The sequence below is a fragment of the Lysinibacillus sp. fkY74-1 genome (assembly GCF_053165895.1).
In genome coordinates this window covers 4,430,255-4,449,015 of the sequence record NZ_CP170173.1, presented here as the reverse complement: position 1 = coordinate 4,449,015, position 18,761 = coordinate 4,430,255, and the positions used below count along the sequence as shown (strand labels likewise).

Here is an 18,761-nt window from a genome sequence, read left to right as displayed (position 1 = left end):
CTGTTTAAGGAGAATAAAACTGAACGTGAAAGATAAATAGGAGGTACTAATATGGAGAAAAAACGCTTTAAATTCGTTATTCCAGTCATGGTCATTGTTGCAATAGGTTCCGTTTATATGCTACGAAACTATTATGCGGAAGTACCAGCTGTTGAACAGCTGTTAATTACAATTTGCGCTGCTTTAGGATCAGGGGTTTTAGCATACTTTTTATTCCCACAGCAGGGTGAAAATAAAATTGACGACCGCGGTCCTTATTAATAGTAATAACTGAAGCTGCTCGTTTTGATTGTTAAACGAGCAGCTTTTTGTGGATTAGGGCTTAAATAATTTAAACCAGCCTTTATGTTTAAAGATGGTAAGCATAGCGATGACAACAATAATCATAATACCGAGGACAATAAAATAGCTGTATTGTCCATGTAGCTCAGGCATATTATCAAAGTTCATCCCATAAACTCCAGCAATAAAGGTCAGTGGAATGAAGATGGTTGAGACGATTGTTAAAGTCATCATAATGCCATTCATTCGGCTTGAGCTCATAGCCATATAACTATCTCGCATATCTGCCGTCAGCTCTCGATTTGATTCAACCATTTCAGTTAGTTTTAGAAGATGGTCGTAAATATCTCCAAAATAAGCTCTTTCAGATTTGTTCAATGAAAAACGGTAAGAATTAAGTACTCGATATAAAAGGTCTCTCATCGGTAAAATGGCACGCCTTAAATCGAGCAAATCACTACGAAACTCGAAGACAATCTTCATGGCATTTACGTTGCTTTGGTATGTAAGTTCGCCTTCAAGTGCATTTAAATGATCTTCAATTTTATAAACAAGTGGGAAATAGCTATCAACAATTTTATCAATGGTTTGGTAGGTTAAGTAAACCGTGCCACGTTCCCAGTTTTTTGGCTGGCTTTCTAACAACTTTTGTACCTTTTCTATTTCAGGAACTGGGTTCTTATGAAATGTCACTATATACTTATTAGAGGTAAAAATATTTACCTCCTCTGCAGCTAATGACAGCTCGTTTAATCGATGAATGACGAAAAAATGAAAATCGTCATAAAAATCGAGTTTTGGACGTTGTAATCGCATCAAGCAATCTTCAATAGCTAGCGGGTGGAAATGAAAAAATGAATCTAGCAAAGATTCTTCCTCAGCAGTTGGACAATTAAAATCAATCCAGTACCACTCGAACTCTTGTTGATGTATGGATTCCAAAGGGAAATCCTTTAGTAATTGTTGTTTTTTTGTAATGCCAATGGTGCTTATCACAGCTTTCACCTCAAAGTATTTACTACAATATATATATTTAATGTTCTTCCTTTTTAAAGCATACCCATCCACCAAACAAAGTAGTGGCAAAAAATCTAGAAGGTTTTATAAAACCTGCTTCTTGTAATAATGTTAATATTTCTTTCTCGGGCATAAATGACAGAGCACGGATGGAATTTTCCATTACTGCAACATCGGATATAGAAAGTTTTGTATGTTGAAGCCAGTAGGAACGCCATAAATCGAATTGTAGTTCCGTTTCAATCGTACCAGGTTGACCGTATTTTGAAACAAGAGTAAAAGGTGCCCCTGGCTTTAAATGGTTGTAAATTTCTTTCAAAGTTGACAGCTTTTCTTCATAACCTTGAATAAAATGAAGGACGAGTACACAACTAGCTGCATCGAATGTGGTGGCTGGTAGCTGTGTATCCAGCAATGTCCCACGGTAGAATGACAGATCATTGGGTAACGATTGGAGACGCTCCCTTGCTATATCGAGCATAGATTCTGACGGATCAATACCCGTAAATGACCAATGTGGTCTTCCATCTGCTAGCTGTAATATTTCATTGCCACTGCCTGCACCAACAATCAACATATCAGCTTGCTCCTGTAATGTAGAACGATAAAAAGTTTGTATTAAACGAAGCATTGCATCATAGCTTGGTAGAGTACGGCGAATCCCCTTTTCATATTCATTTGCTAATGTGTGGTTAAATTCCATTTCTCATCACGACCTTTCAAAAAAAATTTTAAAAAACTCACTTTAAATTGAAACTATTACGGGTATAGTTCCGTAAATAGTAGTACATAAAACGATAGACAACGCATAAAGAAAGGGTTGATATATATGGAGAGTAAATGGTCTAAAGTAATCATACACGCAAGTTCGTTTTTTGCGCCATGGTTAGTTCCCATAATCTTCTTTTTAATTAGTACGGATGAGGAAGTGAAGGCAATTTCTATCCAAGCAATACTTTTCCAACTTGTCATGGCGGTTTTACTTGCTGTCTCTGGAGTCTTAAGCTTTTTCATCATTGGCATTCCATTTTTAATCGTTTTCGGTATTATGCTATTTGTAGTACCAATTATCGGTATCGTCAAAGCATTAACTGATGAGCCTTGGCGTTATCCAATTGTAGGTCGTTGGGTATAATTTTTATAGACGCAAGTATATGCTAGTTGCATATGCTTGCGTTTTTTCTATGGATAAAAAGGGTACATTAGGTGTAGGAAGCAAATAAGTGTGCTCGATAGCCATTAATTAATAAGTGCTATTTTCTACGCTTGAATATACTTTTTAAGGCATTTCATTTTTCTCTGGGCGAAATCATTGCAATTATTTTCAAGCGTTTTGTATAATATACTCAAAGAAAGTCAAAGATAGTCAAAGTCAGTGAAGCAAGCGAGGTGTATTCCTAAAATGCGTAATATATCAGACATCATAGAAGGTTACTTAAAGCAAGTACTTGAATTAGGTGGGGAAGGGCATATTGAAATAAAACGTAGTGAAATTGCAGATAAATTTCAATGTGTTCCGTCACAAATAAATTATGTCATTAATACAAGATTTACTGCCGAGCGAGGTTACCTTGTAGAGAGCAAGCGTGGTGGTGGTGGATACATTCGAATTTTACGTGTCCGCGCGAATTCACAGATTGATTTAATTGACGATGTTCTCCGGCATATTGAAGGTGGAGCATCGCAAACGATGGCAGAAGATTTAGTGTATCGACTCATCGACGAGCAGGTAATTTCAAAGCGAGAAGCGAAGTTAATGTTAGCAGCAATTGATCGCTCAACAATCGACTTACATCTTCCTTTAAGAGATATAATTCGAGCAAAAATATTGCGGGCGATGCTGACAACTATAAAATACGAGCAGCAGAAATAGTGAGGTGATGGAAATGATATGTGAACATTGTAAACAACGTAATGCGACAGTTACTGTAACACAAGTTCAAAATGGGCAAAAGGTGGAGCACCATTATTGTGACGTCTGCGCCTCACAGTTCCATCCATTTCATGCAGAGTTTAAACAAGAGCCAGTTTCTATACAACAGTTATTATCTAACTGGTTTGGCTCACCTACATGGCAAAAGGTGGGGGAAAAACAACAAACACAGCCACAACAGCAAACGTGTCCACAATGTGAATTTACGTATAAGCAATTTTTGAAAGAAGGTAAGTTTGGTTGCCCAAGCTGTTATGACACTTTTAGCGAACATTTACCTAAGCTCTTTAATCGGATACAGGCTGGTCCCCAACATATTGGTAAAATGCCAGGTGCCCATAGCAATGTGTATGTCATTAAAAAGCAAATTGAGGAAATCCGTAAACGCATGAAGTTCGCTGTAGATGAAGAACAATTCGAAGAGGCAGCAAAGCTTCGTGATGAAGTCAAAGAGCTTGAGAAGCAGCTACAATTTGAAGGTGGTGATGTGTCATGATGATTGAATCGTTTTTAGAGCGTGCTACACCTACTTGGATGCGTATTGAAGACGATTATTCTGACATTGTCATTAGTACACGTATTCGCCTTGCTCGAAATTTAGATGGATATCGTTTTCCATTATCGTTTTCAGAGAACGAGGCTTTACAGGTGGAACAGGCAGTTACACATGCAGTAAGCGATAGTCCAACGCTTCAAAATGATTATGCTTATTTTTCTATCAATGATTTAACACCTTTACAACGTCAAATTCTTGTAGAAAAGCATTTGATTAGTCCGCAGCTTGCAAAAAAAGAGCAGGTGGGCTCTGTGCTTCTGTCACAAGATGAATCGGTGAGTATTATGGTGAATGAAGAGGATCACTTGCGCATTCAATGTATGACCGCGAGTTTTCAGCTTCAAAATGCCTATGAACAAGCGAATAAGATTGACCGTATTCTAGAGAAGGTCTTACCTTATGCATTTCGAGATACCTTTGGCTATTTAACAAGCTGTCCTACGAATATTGGTACTGGGCTTCGGGCATCTGTGATGATGCATCTACCTGCTCTTACGTTAACCGGACAGATGAATCAAATTATAAATGCGATGACACGCTTAGGCATGACGGTAAGAGGTATATATGGTGAAGGAAGCGAAAATTTAGGGAACGTTTATCAAGTGTCTAACCAAATTACACTTGGAAAGACAGAAGAAGATATTTTAGCAGATATACAAAGTGTTGCTGAAAAAATTATACAAAAGGAACGGCATGCGAGAGGTAGGCTGATGGAAAAAGCTGAGCTTGCTTTAGAAGATCGAGTTTATCGAGCTTTAGGTACCCTTACTTATGCAAGAATTTTAACAAGTGAGGAAGCGGCTACCTGTCTTTCGAATGTTCGTTTAGGAGTCGACCTACAGTTGATTGACGGTATACTCGCAACAACTTTAAATGAGTGCGTCGTCAGTATGCAACCAGGTTTTTTACAGCATTATGCAGGTGAGGCATTACCGCCTGCTGAACGTGATCGTGTACGAGCAGAAATGCTTCGTGAGGCATTAATTCAAACACACACGAATAAGCCTAATAATGGGGAAAAAGGAGAGGATTTATATGATGTTTAATCGTTTTACACAACGCGCGCAAAAAGTATTACAGCTTGCTCAGGAAGAGGCTATTCGTTGGAAGCACGAATCCATTGGCACAGAGCACATTTTATTAGGGCTTATACGTGAAGGCGGCGGTATTGCTGCAAAAGCGTTAGAAGCTATTGATATTAGTCCTCAAATGATTGAAGCTGGTATCGAAGAATTAGTTGGTAAAGGTAAAGAAGATGTTGGTCCAATCGTTCACTATACGCCACGAGCGAAAAAAGTAATTGAACTATCGGTTGATGAATCTCGTAAATTAGGCCATTCGTATATCGGTACAGAGCATTTGCTGTTAGCCCTTATACGTGAAGGTGAAGGTGTAGCAGCTCGCGTCTTAAACAATGCAGGTGTGGGCTTAAATAAAGCACGTCAGCAAGTATTATTGTTATTAGGGAATAATGATAATGCGCAATCAGGTCAACAAGCGGCACAAGCTGCGAATACCCCTACATTAGATAGTTTAGCCCGTGATTTAACTCAAATTGCCCGTGAAGGCACGTTAGATCCTGTGATTGGTAGAAGCAAGGAAATTACACGTGTTATCGAAGTGTTATCGCGTCGTACAAAAAATAACCCTGTTTTAATTGGTGAGCCAGGTGTTGGTAAAACAGCAATTGCTGAAGGGTTAGCACAGCAAATTATTAATAATGAAGTACCAGAAATTCTTCGAGACAAACGTGTGATGACACTAGATATGGGAACTGTCGTTGCAGGCACAAAATATCGTGGGGAATTTGAGGACCGTTTGAAAAAAGTAATGGATGAAATCCGCCAAGCCGGAAATATCATTTTATTTATTGATGAATTACACACTTTAATCGGTGCAGGTGGTGCAGAAGGTGCAATTGACGCATCAAATATTTTAAAACCATCCTTAGCGCGTGGTGAGCTGCAATGTATCGGTGCGACAACGCTTGATGAATATCGTAAATATATTGAAAAAGATGCAGCATTAGAGCGTCGTTTCCAACCGATCCAAGTGGATGAACCAACGGTGGAAGAAGCAATTCTCATTATTCAAGGCTTACGAGATCGCTATGAAGCACATCACCGAGTGAAAATTACAGATGAAGCAATTGAAGCAGCGGCAAAAATGGGTGATCGATATATTTCTGACCGCTTCTTACCAGATAAAGCAATTGACCTGATTGATGAAGCAGGATCAAAGGTTCGCTTACGTTCATTCGCAGTGCCACCAAACTTAAAGGCACTTGAAGATAAGCTTGAAAATGTTCGCTCTGAAAAGAATGCTGCTGTATCAGGTCAAGAGTTTGAAAAGGCTGCTGCGTTAAGAGATACGGAGCAAAAGCTTAAAGATGAGATTGAAGCTACAAGAAAAAATTGGAAAGAAGAGCAAGGTAAAGCCGAGTCCAAAGTAACAGTAGATGATGTTGCAGCAGTTGTATCAATGTGGACAGGAATTCCTGTAGCTAAAATTGCTTCTGAAGAATCTTCAAAATTATTACAACTTGAAGAAGAGCTACACAAACGTGTGGTTGGGCAAGGGGAAGCAGTAGAAGCCATTTCCCGTGCGATCCGTCGTGCAAGAGCGGGCCTCAAAGATCCAAAACGACCAATCGGTTCATTTATTTTCTTAGGTCCTACTGGTGTTGGTAAAACGGAGCTTGCAAGAGCACTTGCTGAAGTGATGTTTGGTGACGAAGATGCTATGATTCGTGTCGATATGTCTGAGTACATGGAGAAACATTCAACTTCTCGTTTAGTAGGTTCACCTCCAGGCTACGTAGGCTTTGATGATGGTGGTCAATTGACTGAAAAGGTTCGTCGTAAACCATATTCTGTTGTATTACTAGATGAAATTGAAAAAGCACACCCTGATGTTTTCAATATTCTCCTGCAAGTTCTTGAAGATGGTCGATTAACGGACTCTAAGGGGCGTGTAGTAGACTTCCGCAACACAGTAGTGATAATGACTTCTAACGTCGGCGCGGATGCTCTTAAATATCAAAAAAGCCTTGGTTTTAACGTAGGTGGTGCAGATTCTAAACATAAAGATATGAAGAGTACGATGCTCGAAGAATTGAAAAAAGCATTCCGTCCAGAATTCTTAAACCGTATTGATGAAATGATTGTGTTCCATTCATTAGAAAAAGAGCATTTAAAAGAAATCATTGCGATGATGGGGAACGCTCTAACAAAGCGGTTGAAAGAACAGGATATTTCATTAGAATTAACAGATGCAGCGCTTGAAAAAATTGCTCAGGAGGGCTACGACCCTCAATACGGTGCACGTCCACTACGTCGAGCATTACAAAAACAAGTGGAAGACCGATTATCAGAAGAATTATTAAAGGGTAATGTGGAGAAGGGTAATCATGTTATCATTGATTATGTAAATGACGAGTTTATTGTGAAGAAAAAAGAGGGAGTTTCTATCTCTAAATAATTTCAAACTAAAGACAGTAAGGCATTAAGTGCCAAGCTGTCTTTTTTTTTGTACAATTAATATAAGAACAAATATTCGAGGTGAAAGAAAGTTGGCAAAGAAAAAAACGAAATTTGTATGTTCAGGCTGTGGCTATGAATCGGCAAAATGGATGGGAAGATGTCCAGGCTGTGGAGAATGGAATAAAATGGTGGAGGAAGTAGAAGTTATAGCGAAAGGACCAAGAGGGGCATTCCAGCATTCTGCTACAGTTACTCAAAAGGCAATCCCCATTATTCAGGTCGAAGCTAGTGAAGAGTCTCGAGTGGCGACAGAAATGGGCGAGCTGAATCGTGTATTAGGCGGTGGTATTGTGCCTGGCTCTCTAGTATTAATAGGTGGCGATCCTGGGATTGGGAAATCAACATTATTACTACAAGTTTCAGCTTTGCTCTCAAATAAAGGCCATCGCGTGCTGTATATTTCAGGTGAGGAGTCTATTCGTCAAACGAAGCTACGAGCAGAGCGTTTAGGGGTAATCTCTCAAGAGCTGTACATTTATTCCGAAACGAATCTTGAGTTTTTGAATCAAACGATTGAGGAAGTACAGCCGAAATTTGTCATTGTCGATTCCATACAAACGGTCTTTCATCCAGAGGTAACAAGTGCGCCAGGTAGTGTATCTCAGGTACGTGAGTGTACAGCTGAGCTTATGCGAATAGCTAAAACAAAAGGGATTGCTATATTCTTAGTTGGGCATGTTACGAAAGAGGGGCAAATCGCAGGGCCTCGAATTTTAGAACATATGGTGGATACAGTCCTATATTTTGAAGGCGAAAGACATCATAATCATCGTATTTTACGAAGTCAAAAAAACCGCTTTGGCTCTACCAATGAAATTGCTATATTTGAAATGCTACAGGGTGGTTTAAAAGAGGTGCTGAACCCATCTGAGCTATTTTTGCAGGAGCGTTCACAAGGGGCTGCGGGTTCCACGATTGTTGCCTCGATGGAGGGAACAAGGCCAATACTCGTTGAAATTCAGTCGCTAGTGACGCCTACAAGCTTTAATTACCCTAAACGGATGGCAACCGGGGTAGATCAAAATAGAGTGCAATTGCTGATGGCTGTGCTTGAAAAGCGTATGGGTCTCATGCTACAAGCACAGGATGCATATATTAAAGTTGCTGGTGGTGTGAAATTGGACGAACCTGCTATAGATTTAGCTGTTCTGACAAGCATCGTGTCTAGCTTTAAGGATCAGGCTGTAAGGGCAACCGATTGCTTTATTGGTGAAGTGGGTCTGACAGGAGAGGTACGTCGAGTATCCCGTATCGAGCAGCGTGTCATTGAAGCGGCGAAGCTTGGTTTTAAAAAAGTCTTCATTCCTGCATCAAATATAGGTGGTTGGGATTTTCCGCAAGGGATTGAAATTGTCGGTGTAGAAACAATAAAGGATGCATTAAATGCCTGTTTTAGAGAGTTATAGGAAAACCATGCATGTTAGATACTATTCTGACATGCATTTCCTTCATTTTGACGTAAAAAGTGGGAAACTCAAGTAAAGGAATAGGCGTCCTAGTTAATGCAGGGTGAAAGTGTGGTTGGAAAGAGAGAGTTAAATAATGATAATCTGATGGGCTGAAGAAGGATTTTCTATAATAAACTATGTATAATCTTAACTAACAATAGGAGGTGACAGCTTGTGAAAAAATTTGTTCAGATAGCTTTTTTACTGATTGGAGGAGCATTGGGCCTTGTTTTCTTACCGCCATTATACGAATTGCTTCATTTATCATCTAATCCTTGGCTTGATAATCCTTACGTATCAGTAGCATTAGGAGCGCTTTTACTGTTTACATTGTCATTCGCGTTTTCCGATTATTTTGTGAAGCTCATTAGCTGGATGGAAGAGGTCCTGTTTAAGGTTCCGGTCGGAGATTTGTTATTTGGTACGCTTGGCCTAATAATAGGGCTAATTGTAGCGTATTTTTTAGGCTTTGCTATTAATAGTGTGAAGTTCCCTGTTATTACAGAGGTAGTCCCTATTATCCTGTCATTCGTATTAGGATATCTAGGCTTCCGTTTAGGTTTTAGAAAAAGGGATGAATTAATCCAGCTTTTTACCTTACGTAGTAATCAGACAAAGAAAAAAGTTGCTGAGGGTAATGAAATTCAAGAGGTGCGAGGAAGTTACAAATTGTTAGATACAAGTGTCATTATTGATGGCCGCATCGCAGATATTTCTGAAACAGGATTCATTGAAGGAATCTTAATTGTGCCTCAATTTGTCCTAACAGAGCTTCAGCATATTGCTGATTCCTCAGATACATTAAAGCGCACAAGAGGTCGTCGAGGCTTAGATATTTTAAGAAAATTACAGGATGAACGTAATACGAACGTAGAGATTACAGATGAGGATTTTGAGGATGTGCAAGAGGTAGATTTAAAACTTGTACGACTGGCAAAAAAAATGGGGACTGATACACAAATTGTCACAAATGATTTTAACCTTAATAAAGTATGCGAGCTACATCATGTAAAAGTATTAAATATAAATGATTTAGCGAATGCCGTAAAGCCTGTCGTTATTCCAGGTGAAGATATGCAGGTGGTAGTCATTAAAGATGGCAAAGAGCATAATCAAGGAGTAGCCTATTTAGACGATGGTACAATGATTGTTGTGGAAGGCGGTCGTAGCTATATAGGACAGGCAATAACGGTAACAGTAACGAGTGTGCTGCAGACGTCAGCAGGTCGTATGATATTTGCAAAGCCGAAGGACGATTAGGAAGTGAAAACATGCAGTATGAAGTAGTTTTACCTGCCGCAGGAAGTGGAAAACGTATGGGGGCAGGACAAAATAAATTGTTTTTAAAACTTTTAAAGAAGCCTATCCTGATACACACGTTAGAGGTCTTTCAACAGGACCCTTTTTGCACAGGTATTTGGCTAGCAGTAAAACCAGAGGAGCGTATTTATATACAAGAATTGCTCGATGAATATCGTATTACGAAAGTCAAAGGTTTACCTAATGGTGGTGCTGAACGACAGCATTCTGTACATTCATGTATGAAGGAAATGGAACAGGTAGACATCGTGCTTGTTCATGATGCAGCAAGACCTTTTATTACACATGCTATTATCGCCAATCTTGTGCAAAGTGCCCACGACTTTGGTGCAGCCATTGCAGGTGTCCGAGCAAAGGACACAATGAAAAAAGTTCGTAATGGTGTCATTGAGGAAACAGTAGATCGCGACAGCTTATGGATGATTCAAACGCCTCAAGCCTTCCGTTATGACTTAATTGTTGAGGCAGAGGATGTTGCTGAAAAAGTAGGTTTTCTTGGTACCGATGAAGCAATGCTAGTTGAGCGTCTTGGTCACACAGTGCATATTGTGGAAAGCAGCTACGAGAATGTAAAAATGACGACACAAGAGGATTTGCTATTTGGAGAAGCTATTTTACGAAAACGAGCATTGCAATTAAATGAATAGTGACTAGTTTAAAAATCTCATTAGTGATAGTTGCTAATGGGATTTTATATTGATGCCTAAGAATGGGACATGTTTATTTTTCAGTGGTCGTCCTAACGCCTGTTGTAATAATGATTGGTTAGCTTGGAAAAACTATAAGCCAGTACACCAAGGAGTAATGGATCTGTTGGTATAAGAAAATGCTGACTATTTGCTATCAGCTCAATTTCCTAGGAAATATGTTAAAATGTGAGGGTATAATAGTGACTAAATAGATAAAAGTGAAGGAAGGTGAATGAGACTGCATTTTAGGCAAACTAGGAGAATTATCCATATGTATGGCTAACGTAGTCTCTCTATCATATGTTTCGAATTGGACAAGGTTTTGATGTACATGCATTTGAAGAAGGGCGTCCGTTAATTATCGGTGGTATTACTATTCCACATGAAAAAGGGTTAGTTGGACACTCAGATGCAGATGTATTATTACACACAGTTACAGATGCAGCGCTAGGAGCAATTGGAGAAGGAGATATTGGACGTCATTTTCCAGACACAGATCCAGCTTTTAAAGACGCAGATTCAGCAAAATTATTAGAATACATTTGGAAAATTGTTGAGGATAAAGGATATATTCTAGGTAATGTCGATTGTACAATTATGGCTCAACGACCAAAAATGGCACCATATATTGAGCAAATGCAAAATCGTATTGCAGAATTGTTACATGCTGAGCCGTCACAGGTAAATGTCAAAGCGACAACAACTGAACGTCTAGGTTTTACTGGACGTGAAGAAGGTATAGCAGCGATGGCAACAATTCTTTTGATGAAGAAATAAATGTGAGTGAACTCTGCTTTTATTTCCAGTTACAGAGTGGTAAAATGAACAAAGTCAATTTTTGATCGAAAATTTAGGAGGCTTTTAATATGACGAAAGAAGTTCGCGTTCGTTACGCGCCATCTCCAACAGGTTTTTTACATATCGGTGGGGCGCGTACAGCATTATTCAATTATTTATATGCAAAACATCATAACGGTAAATTCATTGTACGTATTGAAGATACGGATATTGAACGTAATGTAGAGGGTGGAGAAGCATCTCAGTTAGATAACCTAAAATGGTTAGGTATTGAATATGATGAGTCCATTGATATTGGTGGACCTTATGCGCCTTATCGTCAAATGGAGCGTCTTGATATTTATAAAGAGCACGCTGAAAAACTATTAGCGCAAGGTGCAGCCTACAAATGCTTCTGTTCTTCAGAAAAACTGGAAGCATCTCGTGAGGAACAAAAAGCAAGAGGTGTAGCAGCTCCTACTTATGATGGTACATGCCGTCATCTCTCAGCTGAGGAAGTTGCAGCTAAAGAAGCAGCGGGTGAGCCATACACAATTCGTATGCGTGTACCAGAAAATGTAACATATGATTTTGAAGATTTAGTTCGTGGACAAGTTACATTTGAATCTAAAGACATTGGCGACTGGGTAATTGTAAAAGCAAACGGTATTCCAACGTATAACTATGCTGTAGTTCTAGATGATCACTTCATGGAGATTTCTCACGTTTTCCGTGGTGAAGAGCATTTATCTAATACGCCAAAACAAATGATGATCTTTGATGCATTTGGTTGGGAGTATCCGCGCTTCGGTCATATGACGTTAATTATTAATGAGAACCGTAAAAAGCTATCAAAACGTGATGAGTCCATTATTCAATTTGTCACTCAATATAAGGATTTAGGGTATCTTCCTGAAGCAATGTTCAACTTCTTTGCTTTACTTGGCTGGTCTCCAGAAGGGGAAGAGGAAATTTTCTCTAAAGAAGAATTTATCAAGATCTTTGATGAAAAACGTCTTTCTAAATCACCATCTATGTTCGATAAACAAAAGTTGACATGGATGAATAATCAATATATTAAAAAACTATCTTTAGAAGAAGTAGTAGCTTTATCATTACCACATTTACAAAAAGCTGGACTTTTACCAGATGAACTTTCAGCAGTGCAACATGCATGGGCAACAGATTTAATTGGGCTTTACCATGACCAAATGAGCTTTGGTGCAGAGATTGTTGAATTATCTAGCCTATTCTTTAAAGACCATATTGAATATGATGAAGAAGCCAAAGCTGTTTTAGCAGGAGAGCAAGTACCAGAGGTAATGGCTGCATTCAAAGCACAGCTCGAAGAATTAGAAGAATTTACGCCAGATGCGGTAAAAGCAGCTATTAAAGCTGTGCAAAAGGCAACAGGTCATAAAGGTAAAAATTTATTTATGCCAATCCGTGTTGTCACAACGGGTGAAACACATGGACCGGAGCTTCCCAATGCTATCTGCTTAATTGGCAAAGAGAAAGCAATTGATCGTGTAGAAAAATTTGCGCAATAAATAGAAATCCATTGACAATTGATTCTTGCGTTGTAAAATGTATTTACATTGAAAAAGCGTTGATAAGGAGAAGTAAGTGGCGCACGCTCTAAAGAGAGGACCATCACCGGCTGAAAGTGGTCTGAGTCTAGGCAAAACTGAAATGCACCTTTGAGCATAAAGCTGAACTATAGTAGGCTTTATCGATTCGTTCTCGTTAAAGAACGACCAGAGTGGGAGGCTTTTTGCCTTCAATCAGAGTGGAACCACGCAAATTTAAGCGTCTCTGTCATTCCTTTTTGGGATGATAGGGGCGTTTTTTATTTTATCTTCATTCTTTGATGAAGAGGGAGGCATTCAAACAAACACACCACATCATCTTAGGCAGAGAATTCTAAAGAAAGTTGACGACAGTGTCGGTTCTGTGTAAAGGGTTTCTAGGAATTTGAGCAAGAACAACATAAAAAGGGGGAGTTTTTTGTGTTTAAAAGGATGAAAGAAGATGTGGAAACAATTTTTGAGAATGATCCAGCTGCGCGAAGTGTATTGGAAGTGGTATTAACATATTCCGGTTTGCATGCCACATGGGCTCATCGAGTGGCTCATTGGTTCTTTAAAAAACGCTTTTATTTTATGGCTCGTGCCATTTCACAAATAAGCCGCTTTTTTACTGGTATTGAAATTCATCCTGGTGCGAAAATCGGCCGCCGCTTTTTTATAGACCATGGTATGGGTGTTGTGATTGGTGAAACATGTGAAATCGGTGATAATGTGACTTTGTACCAGGGGGTAACTCTAGGTGGTACAGGGAAAGAAAAAGGAAAACGACACCCTACATTAGAGGATAATGTCCTTGTAGCAACAGGCGCTAAAGTTTTAGGTTCTATTACAATTGGCGAGAATAGTAAAATTGGTGCGGGGTCAGTTGTTTTAAAAGAGGTGCCTCCAAATGCCACTGTGGTCGGTATACCTGGTAAAATAGTAATTAAAGATGGAGTTCGTCTAGAGAAAAAACTAGATCATCAAAATATTCCTGATCCTGTAGAAGAACGTTGTCAAGCTTTTGAGAAGCAAATTGTTATATTAAGACAGGAAATTGAACGCTTACAAAAGGAGAGAGAGACACAATGAGTATTCAAATTTTCAACTCATTATCAAGACAAAAAGAAACCTTTGTTCCGCTAGAAGAAGGCAAAGTAAAAATGTATGTCTGCGGGCCTACCGTTTATAACTATATCCATATCGGGAATTCACGTCCTGTTATAGTTTACGACACAGTCCGTCGCTATTTCCAATATAAAGGCTATGATGTAAAGTTTGTTTCCAATTTTACGGATGTAGACGATAAAATTATTAAGGCTGCCAATGAGCTTGGTGAAGAAGTTCATGAGTTAACAGAGCGCTTTATAGCTGCGTACTTTGAAGATGTTACTGCATTAGGGTGCAAAAAAGCCGATGTTCATCCACGTGTAACAGAGCATATGGCTGATATTATTCAATTTATCCAAGTTTTAATTGAAAAAGGCTATGCTTATGAGTCAGCAGGTGATGTGTATTACCGCACGCGCAAGTTTAATGGCTATGGTAAATTATCACATCAATCCGTAGATGATTTAAAAATTGGTGCACGTATAGAAGCTGGTGAGAAAAAAGATGATGCATTAGATTTTGCTTTATGGAAAGCAGCGAAGCCAGGTGAAATTTTCTGGGAAAGTCCTTGGGGCAATGGTCGTCCTGGTTGGCATATTGAATGTTCAGTAATGGCTCGTGAGCATTTAGGAGATACTATTGATATTCACGCTGGTGGGCAGGATTTAACTTTCCCACACCACGAAAATGAAATTGCACAGTCAGAAGCTCACAATGATAAAACATTTGCACGTTATTGGATGCATAATGGTTATATTAATATTGATAATGAAAAGATGTCTAAATCTCTTGGGAATTTTATTTTGGTGAATGATATTCGTAAACAAATTGATCCACAGGTGCTTCGCTTCTTTATGCTATCTGTTCATTATCGTCATCCAATTAATTTTGCGAAGGATTTAGTAGAGGCAGCTTCAGCTGGCTTAGAGCGCATTCGTACAGCCTACAACAATGTGAAGCATCGTCTTACGACTACTGTAAGCTTAGGCGATCACTCAAATGAGTGGCTGAATAAAATTACTGAGCAAAAGGCACAGTTTGAAGAGGCCATGGATGATGATTTTAATACAGCTAACGGGATTTCGGTATTATTTGAGTTAGCTCGTATTGCTAATATTTATTTAAATGAAACGAATACTTGCAAAAAAGTGTTAGAAACATTTATTGAAACTTTTGAAGTACTAGGTGACGTCTTAGGTATCGAATTTGCAAAAGAAGAAGAATTATTAGACGAAGAAATTGAAGCACTACTACAAGAGCGTGTAGAGGCACGTAAGAATCGTGATTTTGCTCGTTCTGATGAGATTCGTGACCATTTGCAAGCCCAAGGTATCATTTTAGAAGATACGCGACAAGGAACTAGATGGAAACGAGGGTAATTAAGTTGGATAAACTTCGCAATGAAGATGTTAAGCAATTAAATGCGTTGGCGTTAGCCTATATGGGTGACGCCGTATTGGAGCAAAAGATACGAGAACACTTGCTTCGTTCAGGTCGAGTTAAACCGAATACACTTCATCGAGAGGCAACGCGTTACGTTTCGGCAAAGGCACAATCTATGATTGTTCATCGTATGATGGATGAGAATTATTTAACAGAGGAGGAGTTGGCAGTGTTCCGTCGTGGACGTAATGCCAAGTCCGGCTCTGTACCAAAGAATACAGATGTCCAAACTTATCGAAATAGCTCTGGCTTTGAGGCGGTACTTGGTAGTTTATATTTATTAAATGAACTTGAACGCGTGTATGAAATCATTGCATATGCTATTCAAATAATCGAGGAATCGAAAGGAGTGTAGAAAGAATGACAGAACAAAATGGAGAAATTATTGCCGGTAAAAACCCAGTGTTAGAAGCACTTCGTTCAGGACGCGATATGAATAAAGTATGGATTGCAGAGGGGGTAAAAAAATCGGGTGTCAATGAACTGCTAGATCTAGCTCGAGAACGTGGAGTGATCGTTCAGTTTGTTCCGAAAAAGAAGGTCGACCAATTATCAAGTGCAAATCATCAAGGTATTGTTGCTTCTGTTGCAGCATATAAGTATGCTGAACTGGAGGATTTATTTGCTGCAGCCGCAAAAAAACAAGAAGATCCCTTTTTCTTAATCTTAGACGAGCTTGAAGATCCACATAACCTAGGTTCTATTATGAGAACAGCTGATGCAATAGGAGCGCATGGTATTATTATTCCAAAGCGCCGTTCAGTAAGTTTAACAGCTGTCGTGGCGAAGTCTTCAACAGGCGCTATTGAACATGTCCCTGTAGTACGTGTAAACAATCTGGCTCAAACAGTGGATGAACTAAAAGAACGAGGTATATGGATTGCTGGTACAGACGCGAAGGGCTCTGTAGACTATCGGAAAATGGATGCAACATTACCATTGGCTATCATTATCGGTAGTGAGGGTAAGGGAATGGGTCGCTTATTAAAAGAGAAATGTGACTTCTTGTATCATTTACCGATGGTAGGGCATGTGACATCACTGAATGCTTCAGTGGCAGCAGCATTATTAATGTACGAAGTGTATCGTAAGCGTCAAGAAGCGAATGAGTAACAATGAAAAACATTTTGCTAGTTGATGGCTATAATATGATTGGGTCCTGGAAAGAGCTTCGACCATTGCGGGATACAAATTTTGAAGATGCTCGCAAAAGGTTGATAGAACTTATGGCTGAATATAAAGCAGCTATGGGGTGGCGCGTAATTATTGTTTTTGACGCACATCTAGTACCAGGCGTAGAGCAATCTTATTTAGAAAGTGATGTTGAAGTCATTTATACTCGGAAAAATGAAACAGCAGATGAACGTATTGAAAAAATGACGCATGAACTTAAGGCTAGAAATGTACAAATACACGTAGCAACTTCCGATATGGCAGAGCAAAGTGTGATCTTTGGTAATGGGGCTTTGAGAAAATCAGCGAGAGAACTAGAAATAGATACAAGCATTATCCAGCATAAAATATCACATGCTGTAAAAAGGAAACATGAAAGTAGACCACCTTCACGTATAGAATTAAAGCCGGATGTGGCGATAGCATTCGAAAAATGGAGACGTGGATTGAAATGATTGATTGACGCATATTTTCCATTTCCGTTATACTGTTCCTAATTATCTGTTGTGGCTGAGGTGATACCATGTTTAAAAATAGCATTGTACAAGTGACACAAGATTTTGAACGATTCAATGATGAAGAGCTTATTGAAATGGTGCATCAAGGTAATACAGATGCGTTGGATTATTTAATTACGAAATACCGTTTGTTAGTTAGGGCGAAGGCAAGATCCTATTTCTTAATTGGTGCTGATAAGGAAGATATTGTGCAAGAGGGCATGATTGGTTTGTATAAAGCGATTCGTGATTTTAAAGGGGATAAGCTTGCTTCTTTCCGGGCATTTGCTGAGCTATGTATTACAAGGCAAATTATTACCGCTATTAAAACGGCTACTAGGCAAAAGCATATACCTCTCAACTCGTATGTTTCTTTGGACAAGCCCATTTTTGATGAAGAATCAGACCGAACGCTAATGGATGTTTTAACAGGCGCTATCATGGATGATCCAGAAGAATTAATAATTCATAGAGAAGAATTTGGATATTTAGAAGAAAAGATGAGTGAGATTTTAAGTGAACTAGAGTTACAGGTTTTAGCTCTATATCTAGATGGCCGATCATATCATGAAATTTCTGCAAAATTAAATCGTCATGTGAAATCCATTGATAATGCTTTGCAGCGGGTGAAGCGCAAATTAGAGCGACATTTAGTCCTTGAGGAAATGTCTTAGAGGTCATAGGCTTTATTGACATTGACAAATATAGGTGTTAGTCTTAAAAAGATAAAGTGCCGAAAAAGGTGAGTGTATGGCAAAAAAAGTCGTGCTAAATTGCGAGAAATGTGGATCGAGAAATTACACGTTCCCGGCTAAAGAAGGCTCCACTGTACGCCTCGAATTAAAGAAATTTTGCTCGCATTGCAATGAACATACAGTGCATAAACAAACGTTATAAAATGATATGTAAATAGACAGATTTTGATTGATTCGGAGGTTAAGCTAGAATGGGCAAGATCAAAGGCTTTTTCAGTGATGTAATGTCAGAAATGCGCAAAACAAGCTGGCCGAAAAGTAAAGAGCTGACTAAATATACAGTCGTTGTAATTTCAACTGTTGTCGTTATGGCTTTATTTTTTGTGTTAGTTGACTTAGGTATTTCATCATTATTCCGCTGGTACTTAGATTTATAATTTAGTAAATAGCATGTTAATACTTATGAAATAGCCCGTCCATTGCAATAACGGGTTTTTTCGTTTGTTTTATCTTCATTCAGCAGGTAATTCTATCTTTATGTGCAAGTGATATGGATGAAGTGAATGGCAGTAAGTTAATCTCATTATGATAAGTATGATAGTAGCGATAGATGACTATGCTAGTTTCGATACATATCTTCAGGCTTTCTTTATAGGAAAAGGCTATGTTTATATGAGATGTTTGTGAAAAGGGTAAGGATTGCATCTAGCA

21 protein-coding genes and 1 other annotated feature are annotated in these 18,761 nt (G+C 38.9%); of the genes, 19 read left to right on the top strand and 2 right to left on the bottom strand.

Features of this window, described 5'->3' with window-relative positions; all coding sequences use genetic code 11:
• Positions 1-51 precede the first annotated feature (51 nt).
• Entirely contained in the window at positions 52-261 is a 210-nt protein-coding gene (locus tag ACE1MS_RS22115) for a hypothetical protein (protein ID WP_031416738.1), read from the top strand.
• A gap of 54 nt (positions 262-315) precedes the next feature.
• Here the strand turns inward: ACE1MS_RS22115 and corA are convergent, their stop codons facing one another.
• Together corA and ACE1MS_RS22105 are read right to left on the bottom strand one after the other, a co-directional pair.
• Positions 316-1,278 (bottom strand): magnesium/cobalt transporter CorA, encoded by a 963-nt coding sequence (gene corA / locus ACE1MS_RS22110; RefSeq protein ID WP_031416737.1) that lies wholly within the window; start codon positions 1,276-1,278, stop codon positions 316-318.
• 37 nt (positions 1,279-1,315) lie between these two features.
• Positions 1,316-2,002: a class I SAM-dependent methyltransferase gene (locus ACE1MS_RS22105; protein ID WP_281486816.1), complete on the bottom strand. Its 687-nt coding sequence runs from the start codon at positions 2,000-2,002 to the stop codon at positions 1,316-1,318.
• Positions 2,003-2,128: 126 nt separating this feature from the next.
• Here ACE1MS_RS22105 and ACE1MS_RS22100 point away from each other — a divergent pair, with 126 nt between their 5' ends.
• The 18 genes from ACE1MS_RS22100 (at position 2,129) to secE (ending at position 18,487) form a co-directional block, all read left to right on the top strand.
• On the top strand, positions 2,129-2,434 hold the full coding sequence (locus tag ACE1MS_RS22100) for a DUF4870 domain-containing protein (protein ID WP_031416735.1): 306 nt from the start codon (positions 2,129-2,131) through the stop codon (positions 2,432-2,434).
• Positions 2,435-2,701: 267 nt separating this feature from the next.
• Positions 2,702-3,172: a CtsR family transcriptional regulator gene (locus ACE1MS_RS22095; protein WP_031416734.1), complete on the top strand. Its 471-nt coding sequence runs from the start codon at positions 2,702-2,704 to the stop codon at positions 3,170-3,172.
• A gap of 13 nt (positions 3,173-3,185) precedes the next feature.
• Positions 3,186-3,728 carry a UvrB/UvrC motif-containing protein gene (locus ACE1MS_RS22090; RefSeq protein ID WP_031416733.1) on the top strand — a complete coding sequence of 181 codons (543 nt, stop codon included), beginning with the start codon at positions 3,186-3,188 and terminating at the stop codon, positions 3,726-3,728.
• The gene (locus ACE1MS_RS22085; protein WP_012296095.1) at positions 3,725-4,834 is read left to right on the top strand and encodes a protein arginine kinase; all 1,110 of its coding nucleotides are present in this window, start codon (positions 3,725-3,727) and stop codon (positions 4,832-4,834) included. Before ACE1MS_RS22090 ends, ACE1MS_RS22085 begins: the two co-directional genes overlap by 4 nt.
• The gene (locus tag ACE1MS_RS22080) at positions 4,824-7,268 is read left to right on the top strand and encodes an ATP-dependent Clp protease ATP-binding subunit (protein ID WP_031416732.1); all 2,445 of its coding nucleotides are present in this window, start codon (positions 4,824-4,826) and stop codon (positions 7,266-7,268) included. The genes ACE1MS_RS22085 and ACE1MS_RS22080 overlap by 11 nt, the downstream gene beginning before the upstream one ends.
• Before the next feature lie 91 nt (positions 7,269-7,359).
• Positions 7,360-8,736, top strand: coding sequence for a DNA repair protein RadA (gene radA, locus ACE1MS_RS22075; protein WP_012296093.1), 1,377 nt, complete (start codon positions 7,360-7,362; stop codon positions 8,734-8,736).
• 216 nt (positions 8,737-8,952) lie between these two features.
• Entirely contained in the window at positions 8,953-10,038 is a 1,086-nt protein-coding gene (locus ACE1MS_RS22070; protein WP_012296092.1) for a PIN/TRAM domain-containing protein, read from the top strand.
• Between the two features lie 11 nt (positions 10,039-10,049).
• Positions 10,050-10,745: a 2-C-methyl-D-erythritol 4-phosphate cytidylyltransferase gene (gene ispD, locus ACE1MS_RS22065; protein WP_289449943.1), complete on the top strand. Its 696-nt coding sequence runs from the start codon at positions 10,050-10,052 to the stop codon at positions 10,743-10,745.
• Positions 10,746-11,087: 342 nt separating this feature from the next.
• On the top strand, positions 11,088-11,564 hold the full coding sequence (gene ispF / locus ACE1MS_RS22060; protein ID WP_008180601.1) for a 2-C-methyl-D-erythritol 2,4-cyclodiphosphate synthase: 477 nt from the start codon (positions 11,088-11,090) through the stop codon (positions 11,562-11,564).
• Positions 11,565-11,653: 89 nt separating this feature from the next.
• Positions 11,654-13,114: a glutamate--tRNA ligase gene (gene gltX / locus ACE1MS_RS22055; RefSeq protein ID WP_012296090.1), complete on the top strand. Its 1,461-nt coding sequence runs from the start codon at positions 11,654-11,656 to the stop codon at positions 13,112-13,114.
• A 50-nt stretch (positions 13,115-13,164) separates the two neighbouring features.
• Positions 13,165-13,384: a binding site (T-box leader), on the top strand.
• A gap of 189 nt (positions 13,385-13,573) precedes the next feature.
• Entirely contained in the window at positions 13,574-14,224 is a 651-nt protein-coding gene (gene epsC, locus ACE1MS_RS22050; protein ID WP_036162451.1) for a serine O-acetyltransferase EpsC, read from the top strand.
• Positions 14,221-15,621: a cysteine--tRNA ligase gene (cysS, locus tag ACE1MS_RS22045; protein ID WP_031416730.1), complete on the top strand. Its 1,401-nt coding sequence runs from the start codon at positions 14,221-14,223 to the stop codon at positions 15,619-15,621. Before epsC ends, cysS begins: the two co-directional genes overlap by 4 nt.
• A gap of 5 nt (positions 15,622-15,626) precedes the next feature.
• Positions 15,627-16,040, top strand: coding sequence for a Mini-ribonuclease 3 (locus tag ACE1MS_RS22040; RefSeq protein WP_012296087.1), 414 nt, complete (start codon positions 15,627-15,629; stop codon positions 16,038-16,040).
• A 5-nt stretch (positions 16,041-16,045) separates the two neighbouring features.
• Positions 16,046-16,798, top strand: coding sequence for a 23S rRNA (guanosine(2251)-2'-O)-methyltransferase RlmB (rlmB, locus tag ACE1MS_RS22035; RefSeq protein WP_012296086.1), 753 nt, complete (start codon positions 16,046-16,048; stop codon positions 16,796-16,798).
• A 2-nt stretch (positions 16,799-16,800) separates the two neighbouring features.
• Positions 16,801-17,313 carry an NYN domain-containing protein gene (locus tag ACE1MS_RS22030; RefSeq protein ID WP_012296085.1) on the top strand — a complete coding sequence of 171 codons (513 nt, stop codon included), beginning with the start codon at positions 16,801-16,803 and terminating at the stop codon, positions 17,311-17,313.
• Positions 17,314-17,381: 68 nt separating this feature from the next.
• Positions 17,382-18,029, top strand: coding sequence for an RNA polymerase sporulation sigma factor SigH (gene sigH, locus ACE1MS_RS22025; protein ID WP_031416729.1), 648 nt, complete (start codon positions 17,382-17,384; stop codon positions 18,027-18,029).
• A 76-nt stretch (positions 18,030-18,105) separates the two neighbouring features.
• Positions 18,106-18,252, top strand: a complete 147-nt coding sequence (gene rpmG / locus ACE1MS_RS22020) for a 50S ribosomal protein L33 (protein WP_075807303.1) — start codon at positions 18,106-18,108, stop codon at positions 18,250-18,252.
• Between the two features lie 49 nt (positions 18,253-18,301).
• Positions 18,302-18,487, top strand: coding sequence for a preprotein translocase subunit SecE (gene secE, locus ACE1MS_RS22015; protein WP_025116455.1), 186 nt, complete (start codon positions 18,302-18,304; stop codon positions 18,485-18,487).
• Positions 18,488-18,761: the final 274 nt, after the last annotated feature.